Annotated in this window: 14 protein-coding genes; 8 read left to right on the top strand and 6 right to left on the bottom strand. The window is 76.6% G+C overall.

All coding sequences use genetic code 11. The features are described 5' to 3' along the window. On the bottom strand, positions 1–1,504 hold a 1,504-nt coding region (locus EIO00_RS23050), incomplete at its 3' end, for a hypothetical protein (RefSeq protein ID WP_140182374.1). A 118-nt stretch (positions 1,505–1,622) separates the two neighbouring features. Here EIO00_RS23050 and EIO00_RS23045 point away from each other — a divergent pair. Further along, positions 1,623–2,603 (top strand): EamA family transporter, encoded by a 981-nt coding sequence (locus EIO00_RS23045; protein WP_241661549.1) that lies wholly within the window; start codon positions 1,623–1,625, stop codon positions 2,601–2,603. 61 nt (positions 2,604–2,664) lie between these two features. On the opposite strand, the gene EIO00_RS23040 is transcribed toward EIO00_RS23045, so the two are convergent. From EIO00_RS23040 to EIO00_RS23025, 4 genes are all read right to left on the bottom strand, one after another. Beyond that, a complete protein-coding gene (locus EIO00_RS23040) occupies positions 2,665–3,351 on the bottom strand; it encodes a hypothetical protein (RefSeq protein ID WP_140182370.1) in 687 nt (228 codons plus the stop codon). A 154-nt stretch (positions 3,352–3,505) separates the two neighbouring features. After that, positions 3,506–4,414, bottom strand: a complete 909-nt coding sequence (locus tag EIO00_RS23035) for a carbohydrate kinase family protein (RefSeq protein ID WP_140182368.1) — start codon at positions 4,412–4,414, stop codon at positions 3,506–3,508. Beyond that, entirely contained in the window at positions 4,411–5,346 is a 936-nt protein-coding gene (locus EIO00_RS23030; RefSeq protein WP_140182366.1) for a pseudouridine-5'-phosphate glycosidase, read from the bottom strand. The genes EIO00_RS23035 and EIO00_RS23030 overlap by 4 nt, the downstream gene beginning before the upstream one ends. 216 nt (positions 5,347–5,562) lie before the next feature. Then, positions 5,563–6,696: a coiled-coil domain-containing protein gene (locus EIO00_RS23025; protein ID WP_140182365.1), complete on the bottom strand. Its 1,134-nt coding sequence runs from the start codon at positions 6,694–6,696 to the stop codon at positions 5,563–5,565. A 1,077-nt stretch (positions 6,697–7,773) separates the two neighbouring features. Between EIO00_RS23025 and EIO00_RS23020 the strand changes: the two genes are divergently transcribed. The 3 genes from EIO00_RS23020 to EIO00_RS23010 all read left to right on the top strand — a co-directional run bounded on the left by EIO00_RS23020 (position 7,774) and on the right by EIO00_RS23010 (position 10,422). Beyond that, a complete protein-coding gene (locus tag EIO00_RS23020; protein WP_140182363.1) occupies positions 7,774–8,442 on the top strand; it encodes an SPFH domain-containing protein in 669 nt (222 codons plus the stop codon). A gap of 115 nt (positions 8,443–8,557) precedes the next feature. Next, positions 8,558–10,120, top strand: coding sequence for a potassium/proton antiporter (locus EIO00_RS23015; RefSeq protein WP_140182361.1), 1,563 nt, complete (start codon positions 8,558–8,560; stop codon positions 10,118–10,120). A gap of 5 nt (positions 10,121–10,125) precedes the next feature. After that, complete coding sequence (locus tag EIO00_RS23010) at positions 10,126–10,422, top strand: cation:proton antiporter regulatory subunit (protein WP_140182359.1); 297 nt, start codon at positions 10,126–10,128, stop codon at positions 10,420–10,422. Between the two features lie 348 nt (positions 10,423–10,770). Here the strand turns inward: EIO00_RS23010 and EIO00_RS23005 are convergent, their stop codons facing one another. Then, positions 10,771–11,151 (bottom strand): MerR family transcriptional regulator, encoded by a 381-nt coding sequence (locus EIO00_RS23005; protein WP_140182357.1) that lies wholly within the window; start codon positions 11,149–11,151, stop codon positions 10,771–10,773. Between the two features lie 81 nt (positions 11,152–11,232). On the opposite strand from EIO00_RS23005, the gene EIO00_RS23000 reads away from it, so the two are divergent. The 4 genes from EIO00_RS23000 to EIO00_RS24345 form a co-directional block, all read left to right on the top strand. Beyond that, positions 11,233–12,507, top strand: a complete 1,275-nt coding sequence (locus tag EIO00_RS23000; RefSeq protein ID WP_140182355.1) for an MFS transporter — start codon at positions 11,233–11,235, stop codon at positions 12,505–12,507. Between the two features lie 284 nt (positions 12,508–12,791). After that, positions 12,792–13,814, top strand: a complete 1,023-nt coding sequence (locus EIO00_RS22995; RefSeq protein ID WP_140182353.1) for a tyrosine-type recombinase/integrase — start codon at positions 12,792–12,794, stop codon at positions 13,812–13,814. A gap of 234 nt (positions 13,815–14,048) precedes the next feature. Then, the gene (locus tag EIO00_RS22990; protein WP_140182351.1) at positions 14,049–14,330 is read left to right on the top strand and encodes a hypothetical protein; all 282 of its coding nucleotides are present in this window, start codon (positions 14,049–14,051) and stop codon (positions 14,328–14,330) included. Positions 14,331–15,165: 835 nt separating this feature from the next. After that, positions 15,166–15,523, top strand: a 358-nt coding sequence (locus EIO00_RS24345; protein WP_206664244.1) for a hypothetical protein, incomplete at its 3' end; no start/stop codon positions are given.

Below are 15,523 nucleotides of genomic sequence, written 5' to 3'. Positions count from 1 at the left end.
GTGGCGGGGCCGCGTCGTGGCCGGCGGCCTCCTGCGGCGCGGGCGGGGCGGAGGGGGCCGGGGGCGGCACCGGGGAGGCGGCGGAGGCGGCCCGTTCGGAGGCCATGTGGGCGCGGGCCGCCTCGATGATCTGCCACGGCGTCAGCTCGTCGGTGCCGCTTCCGCCGCCGGGCGATGCGGCGGAGGGGCCCTCGGTGAGCGCGGTCGCCGCGGCGGCGGCGACCGCGAACCCGGTCGGCGGGGGCGGGCCGCCCGCCAGTCGGCACCAGGTCAGCCCGAGGGTGTAGGCGGTGGCCAGCAGGTCCTGCAGGGCGGAGGCGTCGCCGCCGCGCAGCTCCTCGGGCAGGCGGCCGTCGCGCGGCCACAGCCGCCGGGCCGGGTGCTGGGGGTCGGCCAGCGCCCCCTGCACGGTGCGGGCGCTGTCGCCGTCCAGCCACGGCAGCACGGCGTGCACCGCGGCGGGGGCGGCGTGCAGGTCGGCGGCCAGCAGGGCGGCCGCGGCGCGGCGCACCTCGCCGTGGTCCATGGGGCGGCCCATCAGCCGCACCACGATCAGTTGCAGGTCGTACAGGGCCAGGCGGAGGAATTCGCCGGGGGAGGCGTCGCGGAGCATCGGCAGGGCGTGCTCGGCGGGGCAGCGGCGCCGCCATTCGGTCACCACGGCGGCGGGGCCGTAGCGGGCGGCGGCCATGTCGTGCTGCACCAGGGGGAGGGTCGCGGCGGTGATGGCGGCGAGCGCGTCGGCTCCGGGGCTGAAGCGGGCGTCGGCGCGCAGGGCGGCGGCCACGTCGTGCATGACGCGGGTGATGGCGGTGGCGCCCGCCCAGTCCCCGGCGATCAGCCGTCCGGTGTAGTAGCCGACCAGGGTGGCGAAGTCCGGCGGGGTCATCCATCGGAGCTGGTCGGCGGGTGTGGTCAGGTAGGCGGCGAACAGCCGCACCAGGGGGTGTTCGTCGAGGGTGACGGGGACGCCGGCGCACCACAGCAGGGCGCTCCAGGCGGCGGCCAGGGTGCTGGGGGTGTTGGGCCGGAAGGTGGGGTCGGCCAGGGCGAATTGGGCGGCGTTGACGCCGAGGGCGTTGATCTGGATCTGTTCGATGCGGGCCACGAGCGCCGGGTCGGGCGGCGGGCCCAGCAGCGCGGCGGTCGCCACGGGGCCGGCGGCCAGGTCGGGGCCGGTGGGCAGCAGTTGCGCGGGGACCGGCGGGTTCCCGGCGCCGTGGGGGGCAGTGAAGACCCGGCGGCGCGCCGCGGGGTCCGACGGCGGGGGGCACGGTTGCCAGCCGCCGTCCAGGCCGCACCGGTACCAGCGGGCCCAGGCGCCGAACAGCCACCACTCGCCCGCGCCGGCCAGCATTCGGGAGGTGATCGCCTCGGCCCGCTGCATCGGCGGTGCGGCGGCCCACCAGGGCGCCGTCGCCATGGCGCGGACTTCGGCCTCGACTGTCGAGAAGGGGTCGTCGGTTCCGGTGCCGGGTCCTGTCCCGGCCTCCTGCCAGCTCACGGGGCGATAGTAGTCCGCTTCGCCGTGGAGGGGGCGACCGCGACGACGCCGCTGTAATGACCGTTTCGTCGGTATGCTCATGTTCGTTGCAGGTCGGCGGCGTGGGAGAGGACGTGCGGTGGCGGGAGGCAAGGCCTGGGGCCTGACGTTGGCGGTGCTGTCGTCGGTGTGCTTCGGCGCCTCCGGCCCGTTCGGCAAGGCCTTGATCGGGGCCGGGCTGGAGCCGTTGCAGGCGGTGTGGGTGCGGGTCACCGGGGCGGCGCTGGTGCTGGTGCCGCTGGTGGCGGTGGTGCGGGGACGGGCGGCGCTGGCCGGGGCGCGCGTCCATTGGCCCGCGCTGGGCGCCTACGGGGCGGTGGCGGTGGCCGCCTGCCAGGGGCTGTATTTCGTGGCCGCCTCCCGGTTGCCGGTCGGCGTGGCGATCCTGCTGGAGTTCACCGGTCCGGTGCTGGTGCTGGTGTGGATCCGGCTGGTGCGGCGGACCCGGGTGCCGCGGGCCGCGGCGGTGGGGGTCGGGTTGGCGATGATCGGGCTGGCGTGCGTGGTGGAGATCTGGTCGGGGATCGGGTTGGACCCGATCGGCCTGGCCGCGGGACTGGGCGCCGCCGCCTGCCAGGCCGCCTACTTCCTGTTGGTGGAGCGGATGACCGGGCGGGTCGATCCGCTGGTGATGACCGCCGCGGGGATGGTCGTCGGGTCGGCGCTGCTGACCGTCGCGGCCGCCCCGTGGGCGCTGCCGTGGGAGGTGCTCGCTCAGCGGGTCGCCGTCGGCGACCACGCCGCCCCCGGGTGGACGCTGGCGGTCTGGATCGTCCTCGTCAGCACCGTGCTGGCCTATCTGACCGGGGTCGCGGCGGTGCAGCGGCTGTCGGCGCCGGTCGCCGGCGCCATCTGCTACATCGAGGCCGTCGCCGCCACCGTCATCGCCTGGGCCGCCCTGGGGGAGCGGCTGACCGTCGCCCAGCTCCTGGGCGGCGTGACCGTGCTGGCCGGGGCGTTCGTCGCCCAGCGCGCCGCCGCCGCGCCCCGCTCTCCGGAGCCGCGGGCGGAGGGCCCGGATCCGGTCCGGGCCGCCGCGGCCGCGCGGGCCGCGGGCTGACCTCCCCGCCCGGGCGTCGTGCGGCGCCCGGGCGGGCCGAGGGGCGTTCGCCGGTCCTCCTTCAGCGGTCTTCTCGGGCGGGCCGCGGTTCGCCGTCGGGGGAGGGCGGCGGTGCGGCGGGCGTCATGTCCGGCAGGGACGGCAGCGGGCCGGTCTGGTCGGGGATCGGCAGGCCCGCCGCCGCCGGCGGCGGGAACGTCCCCGACAGCGCCAGCGCCGCCTCGCTGACCGGTCGTTGCATCTCCCGGGAGGGCCACAGCTGGATCAGGTAGTGCTCCACGCCCTGCAGCTCCCGCAGCGCGGCCTGGAATTCGGCGCTGAACCCGTCCCGGAACCGGTCCAGCAGCTGGTCGTACAGGCGGGCGATCGCCTCCCGGTGCTGGGCGCGGATCCGCATCCGGTAGCGGCCCACCCCGCCCAGCAGCCGCACCCCGTGCAGCACCGGCTCGCCGGTGACGGTGCTGACCGCGACCGCGCCCCGCAGGTACAGCTCGCCGGAGGTCTCATGCTCCCAGGAGCCGGGCCCCGGCGGGGGTTCGGCGTCCCATTCCTCCAGCAGCACCGTCACGTCGACGTCGTCTTGGAGGCTGGCGATCCACATCTGGTCGTAGCCGATCGTCAGCAGTTCGCCGGGCTGCGGCAGCGGCGGCGCCTGCAGGTCGGTCGGGTCGGCGCCGCGGTCGTGCACGCGGAACGCGGCCTTGTCGGGATGGACCCGCACTCCCAGCCGCAGCAGCCTTCGGCTCACCCCACCATCACCCCCTGCTCACCGCCTGCCGCCGTCGGTCGGCTGGACAAATCCTGCCGCATCCGACGCCGAACGATGGCGGTTTATCCCATCTGAGAGGCGGGCGGTGTTCGAGGCGTGTGCCCGGCATGCCTGGAACGCAGTGAAAAGGGGGTCACTCGGGCGAGGGGACCGGCGGGCGGCCGCCGACGCCGGTGACCGCGCGGGCGCCGGCGCGGCAGCCGGCCGCCAACGCGTCCGCGACGGGCATGCCGGCCAGGCGGGCGGTCAGGAACCCCGCGGCGAAGGCGTCGCCCGCGCCGGTGGAGTCGATCGCGCGCACCGGCTCGGCCGCCGCGCAGGCGATGACCCGCCCGGCCCGCGCGGCCAGCGCACCGTCGCCGCCGAGCTTGCAGACCACCAGCCCGTAGCGGCCGCTGAGCCGCGCCGCCGCCTCCCGCGGGTCCGCCGTCCCGGTCAGCACGGCCGCCTCGTCCCGGTTGGGCAGCAGCACGTCCACGCCCTCGGTGGCCGCGACGAACCGGCCCGGCCCCCAGCGGCGCAGGTCGCCGGCCGAGGCCGGGTCGACGCTGACGCCGGCCCCGCGGGCGCGGGCCGCGGCGATCGCCCGTCGCGCCAGCGCCCGGCCGGGCTCGGCGAACAGCACATATCCCGACACGTGCAGCCAGGCCGCCCCCTCCAGCAGCGCGTCGTCCCAGTCGTCGGGGCCCAGGCGGGCGCCGGCGCCCCGCTGGGTCAGCATGGTGCGCTCCCCGGCCGCGTCCACCATCACGATGATCACCGCGGTCGGGCGGGAGACGTCGACGCGCAGGTGCGGCCGCACTCCGGCCTCGATCAGCCGTGCCGCATGCCACTGCGCCGCATCCGCGCCCGCCCGCGCCAGCAGCCGGACGTCGGCGCCCAGCGTCGCCGCCCACGCCGCCGTGTTGGCCGCCGACCCGCCCGCCCGGACGGTGATCTCCGCCGGCAGGTCCGCGTCCGGCGGGAGGGGGCCGGCGTGCCGGGCGAGCACGTCGGTGACCACGTCGCCGACCACCAGCAGCCCGGCGGGCGGGTCGCTCATCGCGCGTCGGCCGCCCAGCACGCGGCGATCTCGGCGGCCAGGCGGACGTTCCCGCGCACCGCCGCCAGATTCGCCTCCAGCGACGCCCCGTCGGTCGCGCGGACCAGCCAGTCCAGCAGGAACGGGGTGGTGGCCTGCCCGGTGACGCCCTCGCGCTCGGCGGCCTCCAGCGCCTCGGCCAGCACCCGGTCGTGCAGCCGCGGGTCCAGCTGCCGCTCCTCGGGCACCGGGTTGGCCAGCACCAGCGCCGCCGGCGGCCCGTCCAGGGCGTCCTGGGCGCGCATCACCGCCGCCACCTCCTGCGGGCTGTTCAGTGTCCACTCCACCGGCTCGCCCGAGGAGTGCAGGTAGAAGCCGGGGAAGGTGTCGGTGCGGTATCCGGCGACCGCCACGTTCAGCGTCTCCAGCCGCTGCAGCGTCGCCGGGACGTCCAGGATCGACTTGACGCCCGCGCACACCACGGTGATCCGGGTGCGGGACAGCAGCGCCAGGTCCGCCGATTCGTCCCAGCTGTCGATCCACCCGCGGTGCACCCCGCCCAGCCCGCCGGTGGCGAACACCCGGATTCCGGCGCGGGCAGCCAGGAACGCCGTCCCCGACACCGTGGTGGCGCCCGAGGAGGCGGTGGCCGCCGCCAGCGGCAGGTCGCGGTAGCCGAGCTTGCGCATCCCGGGGTCGGCGGCCACCCGCTCCAGCTCGGCCTCCGTCAGCCCCACGCGCGCGACCCCGTCCAGGACCGCGATCGTCGCCGGAACCGCACCGCCCGCTCGGACCAGGTCCTCCAGCTCCCGAGCCACCTGCAGGTTCCGCGGCCGGGGCAGCCCGTGCGCGATGATCGTCGACTCCAGCGCCACCACCGGCCGTCCCCGCTCCAGCGCGTCGGAGACCTCCGGTGAGACCACGAGCCCGGCGGTGTCGGGCGACTTGGGCATTCGGCACTCCCCCTATCACGACGGTTGCTCGCCGGTCCTCGTCGACCGGCGGAGACCGACGTTATCGGGACCCGCCCCAAAGTCGCGAAACGCCCTCCGCGCCCCGGCGGGCGCATGCCGCACGGGGACGCGCCCCTTCGCGGACGGCGCGGCGCCGGCAAGGGGCCCACGGGACTCGCGGAGGTTCGCGGAGGCTCTCGCGCGGGAGCGCGGGCGTCACCGCGGGGGCGGGGGGTCTCGGCGGGCGCTCAGCTCGGCGGCCACGGCGCGTTCCCGCTGGGCGGCGGCCTCGGCGCGGGCGCGATCCCGGTCGCGTTCCAGCTCGGCGACGCGCAACCGTTCGACCCGCAGGGCCACGCGCAGCTCCTCCAGCTCGCCGGTGAGGTCGCGCAGCCGCCGCTCGGTCTCGGCCGCCTCGGCGCGGGCCCGGTCGGCGTCCTCGCGGGCCCCCTGGGCCTCGGCCGCCGCCGCGACGCGCCGGGCCTGCTCGGCGCGGGCCCGATCGACGGCCTGATCGCGGGCCTGCTCGGCGGCGTGGGCGCGTTCTTCGGCGCGATCGCGTTCGGTCTCGGCCGCCTCGGCGCGGGCCCGCTGGACGGCCAGTTCCCGTTCGGCACGGTCGGCGGCCCGCCGCGCCTGCTCGGCCTCGGCGGCGGAGCGGTCGGCCCGCTGCTCGGCGCGACGGGCGCGTTCGGCCTCCTCGGCCGCCTGCCGGGCGGCGGTGCGGGCGCGCTGCTCGGCGTCCTCGGCCGCCTGCCGGGCCTGCTCGGCCTCCCGGCGGGCCCGTGCGGTCTCCTCGGCCGCCCGATGGACGGCCTCCTCCGCCTCCCGGGAGACGGAGGAGGCCTTCTGCTCGGCCTCGGCGGCCTGCGAGCGGGCCTCCTCGGCGGCCCGCAGGGCCTCGTCCCGTTCCCGTTCGGCCCGGCGGGCCCTGTCCAGGGCCTCCTCGGCCCGTTCGCGGGCGCGTCGGGTCTCCTCCTCGGCCCGGAGGGCCCGTTGCGCGGCCTCTTCCCGCGCCGCCATCGCGGCGGCCACCTGCGCCTGGGCCTCGGCGCGGATCGCGCTGATCTGCGCCTCCACGCCGCGCGGCGACAGCTCCGCCTCCAGCGCCTGGGCCAGCGGGGCGATCGCGGCGGCCAGGCCGCGTTCCATCCGCTCGTACAGGTCCTCGGCCCGCGCCAGCGCCCCCTCCAGCCCCGGCACCGACCGGCGCAGCTCCCGTTCCCGCTTGGCCCGCGCCTGGCAGTCGGTGCCGACGCAGTACTCCCGGGGGCGTCCCCGTCCGGGTCGCTGCGGCACCGGGTTGCCGCAGTAGCGGCACGCGCGGGTCTGCGGCGCCGCCTCTCCCACGGCCCCTCCCGCGGTCTCTTCCGCGGTCTCGTCCGCGACCCCCTGCGCGGCCGTCGGCCCGGTCGTCGGTGCGGTCTCCGGTGCGGCGCCGGTCTCGGCGCCCGTCTCCCTCGCTTCTCGCTGCGCGTCACCCACCCCACCATTAAATATTTTCTTTTTCTAGAAAACAAGTATCCAGATATATCCTCGCCGGCTAACTGACGGGAATGTTCGTTCCCAGAAGTCAGAGATGCGGGCGGGCCGCCGCGGACGCGAGGGGAGGGCGCCCCGACGCCGACCCCGCGCCCCTCCCGCGACGACGAAGCGACGCCGGCGCCCTTTTTCCGTCGCGCGGGCCGTCGCGGCGCTCCACGGCGAAGGAGACGGGAAGGGGGGACCCGGTCGACGCCCCCTGCCGCAGAGCCGCGACGGGCCTCGCACGGGCTCGGCGCGGACCCCGGCGCGCCCGCCCGGCGAAGCCCTCGGGGGCGCACCGCCTCGGAGGCGAGGGGCCCCGCGCCCGGAACGGCCCGCGCGGCAGGCCCGGGGCGGCGCCCGTCCCACGGTCCCCTCCCGCCTCGGGGCGGCGCGCCCCCGACATCAGGGTGTTTTCGCCGCCGAATGGGTGTTGGCCCTCATGCGACCGTCGCGGCGATCGGCCCATGGTGGAGATGAGGCCGCCTTCTCACCGCCCGATCCGCGTCGCCGGCTCCCTCGGCCGAGCCGCCCGACCGAAAGAGGGGGCCGGTGAGCGGCCGGCAGGGCCCGACGACGGCGCCGGACCCGAAGGGAGCGCTGCACGATGCCGACAAGCGACGCGGCACGACCCGTCCCGAGTCCGCCGCCGCGGTCCCCCGCCCGCCCGGCCGCCGGACCGGTGCGTGCTCCGGTGAGACCACCGGGCCCGAGGCCGCAGGTCAGGGCGGGCGGCGCCGCAGGACGGGGCCCTTTCGGCCCGCCGGGGCGCGGACCGTCCGCGGGCGCCGCAGGCCGATCGGGACGACCACGCCGAGCAACGAAGGGGATTGATGCCGGACGCCTTCTGCCGTACGTCGCTCACCCCGGTGCGCGTCACCGGCCCGAGAGGAAGGAGGGAACATGACCGGGGGCCTCGTGGCGGGCGGCGTGGACGCCGGCGGCCCGCCCGCCCAGCCGCCGACGGATCCGTTCGCGGCGGGACCGCCGTCGGGCGCGGTCCTCGCGGTGACGGTCCTGGTCGCGGCCGTGATCGCGGCCGCGGCGACGGTGCGGGTGGTCCCCGGGCACCGACGTCTGGTCCGCTGGCGGCTGGGCGGCGCCCCCACGGTGCGGGGCCCGGGTGTGGTGTGGATCCTGCCGGGCATCGACCGGTGGGAGCTCGTCCGACTGCGCACGGCCCCGCTGGAGCTGTGGGCGCAGGCCTCCACCCGCGACGGGGTGGTCGTGCACCTGAAGATCGTCGCCGTGATGTCGATCGCCGACCCCGACCGGTACGCGATACGGGAGGCCGAGGCCCCCGGAGCGGCCTGCGCCACGGCGGGCGTGCTCGTGGAGGAGCGGGTGCGCCGCTGCGTCGCCCGGCGGGAGCTGACCCGTCTGGCCGAGGCGATCGCCGCCGGCGACGCGCCGCTCCCCGACGAGGAAGACGATGCGCACCTGCGGGAGCTGGAGGAATGGGGGCTGTCGGTGTCGTCGATCCACATCGCCCGGGCCGACGTGCCCCTGCACGGCCTGCGCCGATGGGCCGCCCGCAGCGCCCCGCCGCCGGGCGGCCCGGACCGTCCCTGACGCCCCGGGGAGACGATATGAGGCGGCGCGGACCGACCGCCCCCCGCACCGTCCCCTCCACCCTCCGTGACGCCCCGTGCCGCCTTCGGGCCCGCGACGGCGGAGGGACGGGACGATGACCCTCTCGCAGCTGTATGTGGCGCTGCTGATCGGCGGCGGGGTGCTGCTGGTCAGCATCGCCGCCGCGCGCCTGGCCTACCGGGCCGGACTGCCCAGCCTGCTGCTGTTCCTGGCCGTCGGGGTCATCGTGGGCGAGGACGGGCTGGGCCTGGAGTTCGACAACGTGCAGCTGGCCCAGGCGGTGGGGACGACGGCGCTGGCGTTCATCCTCATCGAGGGAGGACTGACCACCTCCTGGGCCGACGTGCGGCGGCGGCTGGCCCCCGCGGGGGTGCTGGCGACCGTGGGCGTGGGCGTGTCGGTGCTGGTCACCGCCGTCGGAGCGCACCTGCTGCTGGGCATGGACTGGCAGCTGGCGCTGCTGCTGGGCGCGATCGTCTCCTCCACCGACGCCGCGGCGGTGTTCGCCGTGCTGCGGTCGGTGCCGCTGCCGACCAGGGTCACCGGCCTGGTGGAGGCCGAGTCGGGGTTCAACGACGCGCCCACCATCATCTTGGTGCTGGTGTTCAGCTCCGCCGCCACCGAGACGCCCCACCCCCTGCAGGCCCTGGGCAACGTGCTGTACCAGCTGGTCGTCGGCGCCCTCATCGGGCTGCTGGTGGCGCGCGTGGGCGTCAGCGCGCTGCGGCGCATCGCGCTGCCCGCGACCGGGCTGTACCCGCTGGCCATCGTCGGGTTCGGCATCGTCGCGTTCTCCACCGCCGGCGTGGCGGGCGCCAGCGGGATCATCGCCTCCTACCTGGCGGGCATGGTGATGGGCAACCAGCAGCTGCCGCACCGGGCGGCCACCCACTCCTTCGCCGAGGGCCTGGGCTGGCTCGCCCAGATCACGCTGTTCGTGATGCTCGGCCTGCTGGTCACCCCCACCCGGCTGCCGTCGGCCGTCGGGCCGGCCCTGGTGGTGGGGCTGATCCTGCTGCTGGCCTCCCGGCCGATCTCGGTGCTGGTGTGCCTGCTGCCGTTCCGCGTCCCCTGGCGGGAGCAGGTGTTCATCTCCTGGGCCGGGCTGCGCGGCGCCGTGCCCATCGTGCTGGCGACCTTCCCCATCGTCGCCGGCGTCCCCGGCGCGCGGGACCTGCTGCACATCGTGTTCTTGCTGGTCGTGGTGTTCACCCTCATCCAGGGGCCGGGGCTGGCGCCCCTGGCCCGGCTGCTGGGGCTGATCCGTCCCGACCGGGCGCGCGAGCTGCAGGTCGAGGCCGCCCCGTTGGACGTGCTGGGCGCCGAGCTGCTGACCTTGACCATCCCGCCCGGCTCCCGGCTGCACGGCGTGGAGATCGCCGAACTGCGGCTTCCCCCGCCCGCCGCGATCAACCTGATCATCCGTGACGGCACCGCCCTGGTGCCCGGGCCCACCACCGTGCTGCTGGAGGGCGACGAACTGCTCATCGTGGCCACCAGCGCCACCCGTCAGGCCGCCGAACGCCGGTTGCGCGCCGTCGGCCGCCGCGGCCGCCTGGCCTACTGGCACGGCGAATACGGCGACCCCGACCCCGAACCCGCGCCCGACGGCGGACCCGACCGCCCCTCGACCCCCTCGACACGTCAGCGGAGGTGACCATCATGCGCATCGTTCCCGCCACGGTCCCGGGCACCGGCACCGTGCATCACATCCACACCCGCCGCGGGCAGCGGCTGGCCGTCCTCGTCCGCGACGGCGGAGCGCACACCCTGTACGTCTACGGCCCCTGCGCCGACGGCGGTCACGACCCCGACCGCCCCGCCCACAGCATCGACCTGGACCGCGATGAGGCCGACCGGCTGGCCCGGCTCCTGCACGACCGGTCGGTCATCGATCGGATCGCCGCGCTGGAACGCCGCCTGGACGAGCTCGCCTCATCCGGGCGCGCATCGCGATGAGCCGCGCCGGAATCCCCTCCCCCGGCCCGCCGTCGAGCGAGCCTTCAGGCGATGGGCCCGCGCTCGTGAGCGCGAAGCGCCGGGGCGGCGTGCGCCCGCCGCGGGGCGTCGGCGGTCCCGCGCTCGCCGGCCGGGGCCCGGCGGTGCGCCGGCCCCGAGAGGGGTTGCGCGCTCGCGCGTCGGGCCGCGGCGACCGCCCGTCCCGAGCTTCGGCCGGCCCGCGGGCCGGCCGGTCCGCCGAAGGCCATGACGGTCTTCCGCCGTGCGCGTGCGGCGCTCGCATGAGATACGGCGCGGGAAGGGACGACGCGAGGGGGTCGAGGAGGCGCCGGGAGGGCGGGTCCTCGGTCAGCCGCCGAGCGCGCGGCGCGCGACCTCGGGCGGGGCCGCCGCGATGACCTCATCGAGCGCCCGCAGGGACGTCTGCAGATCCGCGATCGATCGGGTGATCCTGTCCCGTTCCCGGTGAAGGTCGGCGAGCAGGCCCGGGCAGGTGGGGACCAGCCGGTCGCCGTCCTCGCGCAGGCAGGGCAGGATCGTGGCGATGGCGGCGGTGTTCAGGCCGGCGGCCAGCAGGCTGCGGATGCGGCGAACGGTGTCGACGTCCTCCTCGTCGTATTCCCGGTAGCCGTTGGGGCTTCGCCGGGGATGGAGCAGGCCCTGCTCCTCGTAGTAGCGCAGCAGACGCTCATGGACGCCGGTCCGTCGTGACAGCTCGCCGATGCGCACGGCCCCTCCACGGCCCGCCCCGGAAGAGGGCGTCGAGACGACTTGACCCTCACATGGATGTGAGAGTTCAACGTCCTCGCCATGACGAGGACGCACGCGATCCTCGCCGCCCTGTGCGTGAGCGTCTTCACCGTAGGGACGGCGGAGTATGTGGTCTCCGGGTTGTTGCCCCAGATCAGGGCGGACCTGGAGGTGTCGGTGAGCACGGCCGGCCAGGCGGTCACCGTGTACGCGCTCGGCGTGGTGGCCGGTGGACCCGTCGTTGCCGTGCTGACCGCCGGGATGCCCCGCAGGAGACTGGCGCTGGGTCTGATGCTGCTGTTCACGGCGGGCAGCGCGATCTGCGCCCTGGCCCCCTCCTATGAGCTCCTGCTGACCGGGCGCCTGGTCTCTTCGTTCAGCCACGCCGCCTTCGTGGCCTTGGCGCTGATGGTGGCGACCGGTGTGGTGCCGCCCGACAGGACCGGCACGGCGGTCGCCACGGTCGCCTCCGGATTCACCGCGGCGACCGTGCTCGGCGTGCCGTTGGGCGCGCTGCTGGGGGAGCACGCCGGTTGGCGCGCCACGTTCGCGGTCTTGACCGCCGCGGCGCTGGCGGGCACCGCGCTGCTGTCGGTCGCGCTGCCCGCGCAACCGGCCCCGGCCACGCGGCTGAGGGACGAGGTCCGGGCGGTGACCCGCCGCCCGGTCCTCGCGGTCATGGCCGCCACCGCCGTGGGCTTCTCCAGCGTCGCCGTGGTGTTCACCTACATCGCTCCGCTGCTGATGCGCACGTCGGGGTTCTCCGCCACGGCGGTCTCGGGGCTTTTGTTCGCCTACGGGGCGGGCGGTTTTCTCGGCAACCTCATCGCCGGCAGGCTCGCCGACACCTCCCTCGGCGCCACCGTGCGCGGTGTCCTCGGCGGGCTGGCCGGCGTGCTCGCCCTCACTCCGTTCGCCGTCTTGTGGCCGCCCACCGCGGTGGCGGCGGTGCTGGTGTTCGGTCTGCTCTCCACCGCCACCATCGCGCCTTTGCAGGGGCTGCTTTTGCGGCACGCGGGCGATGCCCCCACCCTGGCGGTGTCCGTCAACGTCGGGGCCTTCAACCTCGGCGTGGCCGCCGGCTCGGCCGTCGGCGGCGTCATCGTCTCGGCGGGCGCCCTGCGCTGGACCGGCCTGGCCGGCGCGGCGCTGGCCCTGACGGGCCTGGCCTTGACCCGTCTGGCCCTGCCTAGGACGTCCCCGCCCGCGCCGCCGGTCGCCGCCGACGCTCCATGCGCGGCCGACGGCGCGGCCGACACCATGGCCGACACCGTCGTGACCTGCGACGCCGTGCACGCTCATGACCGTGCGGTCCCGTGCGGCGACCGGCCGTGACCGGCGTCCGAGAGGGCGACGCCCCTCCTCGACGCCCGGCCCGCTCCCGCCTCCTGCGGCGGGGCCGCCGCCGGTCGGGCGCCGGCGTCGCGGGCGGTGCCCGACCCCTCCGCCCGCGCGGACGGCCGGCGGGCGCGCGGCCTCCTCACCATAGGGCCGGGATCCTCTGCGGCCCCGCCGGGCGGGGCCGCACGACGCAGGCGACGCCTCACGGAGGAGACGGCCCCGTCACCGGGGCCCGAAGATGAGCGTCGCGCGGGGCGGAACGACGGTAGATTGCCGCCATGCCCGAGATCGCACCGGCAGCCGCGCTCCCCCCGGTCCTGCCGGGGGCGGTCCCGCAGCGGGGCCCGGCGGGGGATCCGTTCACGGTGTACATCGCGTCGCTGGGCAGCCCGGGATCGCGGAGGGCAATGGCGGCGTGCCTGCACCGGATCGCGGCGCTCACCCTGACCGCCCACGGCGCCGAGCCCGGTCCGGAGCCGGCGCGGACGTTCCCGTGGGCGGCGCTGCGGGCCGAGCACACCGAGATGATCCGGGCGCTGATCGCCCGGCAGACCACGACCGGGCCCGACGGGACCGAACAGCCGTGGTCGCCGGCCTACCGCAACAAGCATCTGTCGGCGCTGCGGGGGGTGCTGGAGGCCGCCTGGCGGCTGGGGCTGATGAGCACCGACGAGCATCGCCGGGCGGCGGCGGTGCGGAACTTCCGCGGCAGCCGGCTCCCGGCGGGACGCAGCGTGCACGCGGAGGAGTTCGCCGCGCTGCTGCGGGTGTGCGCGGCCGATGAGTCACCGGCGGGGCGGCGGGACGCGGCGCTGCTGGCCGTGCTCTACACCACCGGGGCGCGCAGGTCGGAGGTCACCGGGCTGCGGCGGGAGGACTACGACCCGGGCGAGCGGTCGCTGCGGATCACCGGCAAGGGCGACAAGCAGCGGATCGAGTACGTGCACGAGCGTGCGGCCGTGCTGCTGGGGGAGTGGCTGGCGGTCGACGAGCGCAGGCGGGGTCCTTTGTTCAAGCCGGTGCACCGGTCGGGGGCGATCCAGCATCGGCCGATGACGGACGCGGCGGTGCGCAACGCGGTGGTCAAGCGGCGGCGGCAGGCGGGGCTGCCGCCGATGACGCCGCATGATTTCCGCCGCACGTTCATCGGGAACCTGCTGGACGCCGGGGTGGACCTGGCCACGGCGCAGGCGCTGGTGGGGCACGCCTCCCCGGCGACGACCGCGCGGTACGACCGGAGGCCGGAGCGGCGGCGGCGGGGGGCGGTGGACCGCCTGCCGTTCCCGGAGTTCACCATGTGAAACATTCGGGGCTGAGCCGGGGCGATGTGCACCCGCACAATATGGGGCGCTGGAACGAGGCCCCGGTTTTCCTCATGCGGCCCGGGCCCCCCGCCGCGTCCTCCCCTCCCTGGACGCGGCGGGGTCTTTCCGCATTTTGCGCCCGGTTTGATCCCCGTATGAGCATTCGAGGTGGTTAGCGGCCGGAGGGCGGGGCACGTCACCGCCGATGACCGAATGTTCTCGGGGGGAACAATGATCACACTGCTGCGTCGGATGGGCGTCTCGTCCTCCATGATGTACACCGCCGGGATCGCCTCGATCGGCCTGTCGGTGGCGAGCTGGTTCGCCTCCAAGAACCTGGAGGCGGCGAGCCTGGCCCGCGCCGACCGGTGGGGCATCTTCGTGGGCCAGTGGGCCCCGACGTTCTTCGCCCTCGGCTGTGCGCTGCGGCTGGAGGAGCAGTGGGGTGAGACCAGCCGTTCCGATGCCCGGATGACGGAGCAGCCGGCTCCGGAGACCATGCCGGTCGGCTGAGACGATCGAGGCGCTGCGCGCGGTGCCGCCCCGGCCGGGGCGGCACCGCGTGGTGCTGATGCGAGAAGACGCGGCGCGCGGCGGCGCCGGGCGCCTTCGGCCGGCGGTGTCGGGGCCGGTCGAAGGCGGCGGATGCGGACGGGGGCGGGGATGCGGTGACGCCGCGGCGCGAAGGGGCCGGCCGCGGGCGGTGCCCCGGGTCGGCGCACCGGCGCGGGCTCGCCGGACCCGCGTCGGCCGGCGGGGCCGAGGACGGTGCGTTCACCGGCGGCGAGGCGCCCCGTCGAGGAGGCCGTCGGAGCGCGGGGGCCGCCGCACCGGGAACGGCAGCCGGCCGTCGCCCACATGAACTCCCCTTGCCAGGGGACGAACCGGGCGTGGCATGAGGGGTGACCGGGCGTCTTGACGTTGTGAAGGGGATCTGCGATCGGTCCGCGTCGGCGACGGGCCTTCGGATGAGCCGGACGGGTCCTCCACGGCGGCCTCGGCCGGGTGCATCGCGGTCGGAAGGGACGCGCCGCAGGGCGTTCGGTCCGCGGCGCCGCCGATGTCGACGACCGATCGGTCCCGCCCCGCCGGCCCGGCCCGGCCCCTGGAAGCGGCCGGCGCCGCCGATGACCGCGGGCGGGGATCCGGTCGGGTGCTCTCGGTGCGGTCCGGGCGGCGGCACGGCGTGCGCCGGAGCCGACGCCCGTCGGGCGGTCATCGCGGTGCGCGTCCCGCCGTCGCCGCCGCCCCGGGCGGAACGGCGCGGGAGCGGCCCTTGCCGGTCGGGCGGTGCCGGCGCCGAAACGGCGGGTTATCGTGAAATCCTGACGCGGCAAAGGCGGGGGTAGTGGACGAACGGCACGAGACAGCACTGTCGCGGCGGGCGGAGCGGCCCGCACCCGCCACCGATCCCCGCACCGGATCCGGGCCGGAGGACACGGTGAGCGGGGTGGTCGTGGCGCGCACGGACCGGCGGCCCACGATGCCCGACGCGGTGCCCGACGCGGTGCGGCGGCGCGCCGCCGAGGCGGCCGAGGACGCCGCCGCGGTGATCATGCGGCGGCTGGCGGGCACCCCGGTGATGCGGGCGGCCGAACAGGCCGCCCGGGAGGCGATGGTCACGGCGGCGCAGGCGGCGGCCGAACGGGCGCTGGCCGAGGCCCGCACCGCCGTCGGCGGCAACCGGCTGGCCGGTGCGGCGCTGG

The sequence above is a fragment of the Thermomonospora catenispora genome, from assembly GCF_006363815.1.
GTDB lineage: Bacteria > Actinomycetota > Actinomycetes > Streptosporangiales > Streptosporangiaceae > Thermomonospora > Thermomonospora catenispora.
The sequence above is the reverse complement of the archived record's forward strand: the minus strand, read 5'-3'. Positions and strand labels throughout refer to the sequence as shown.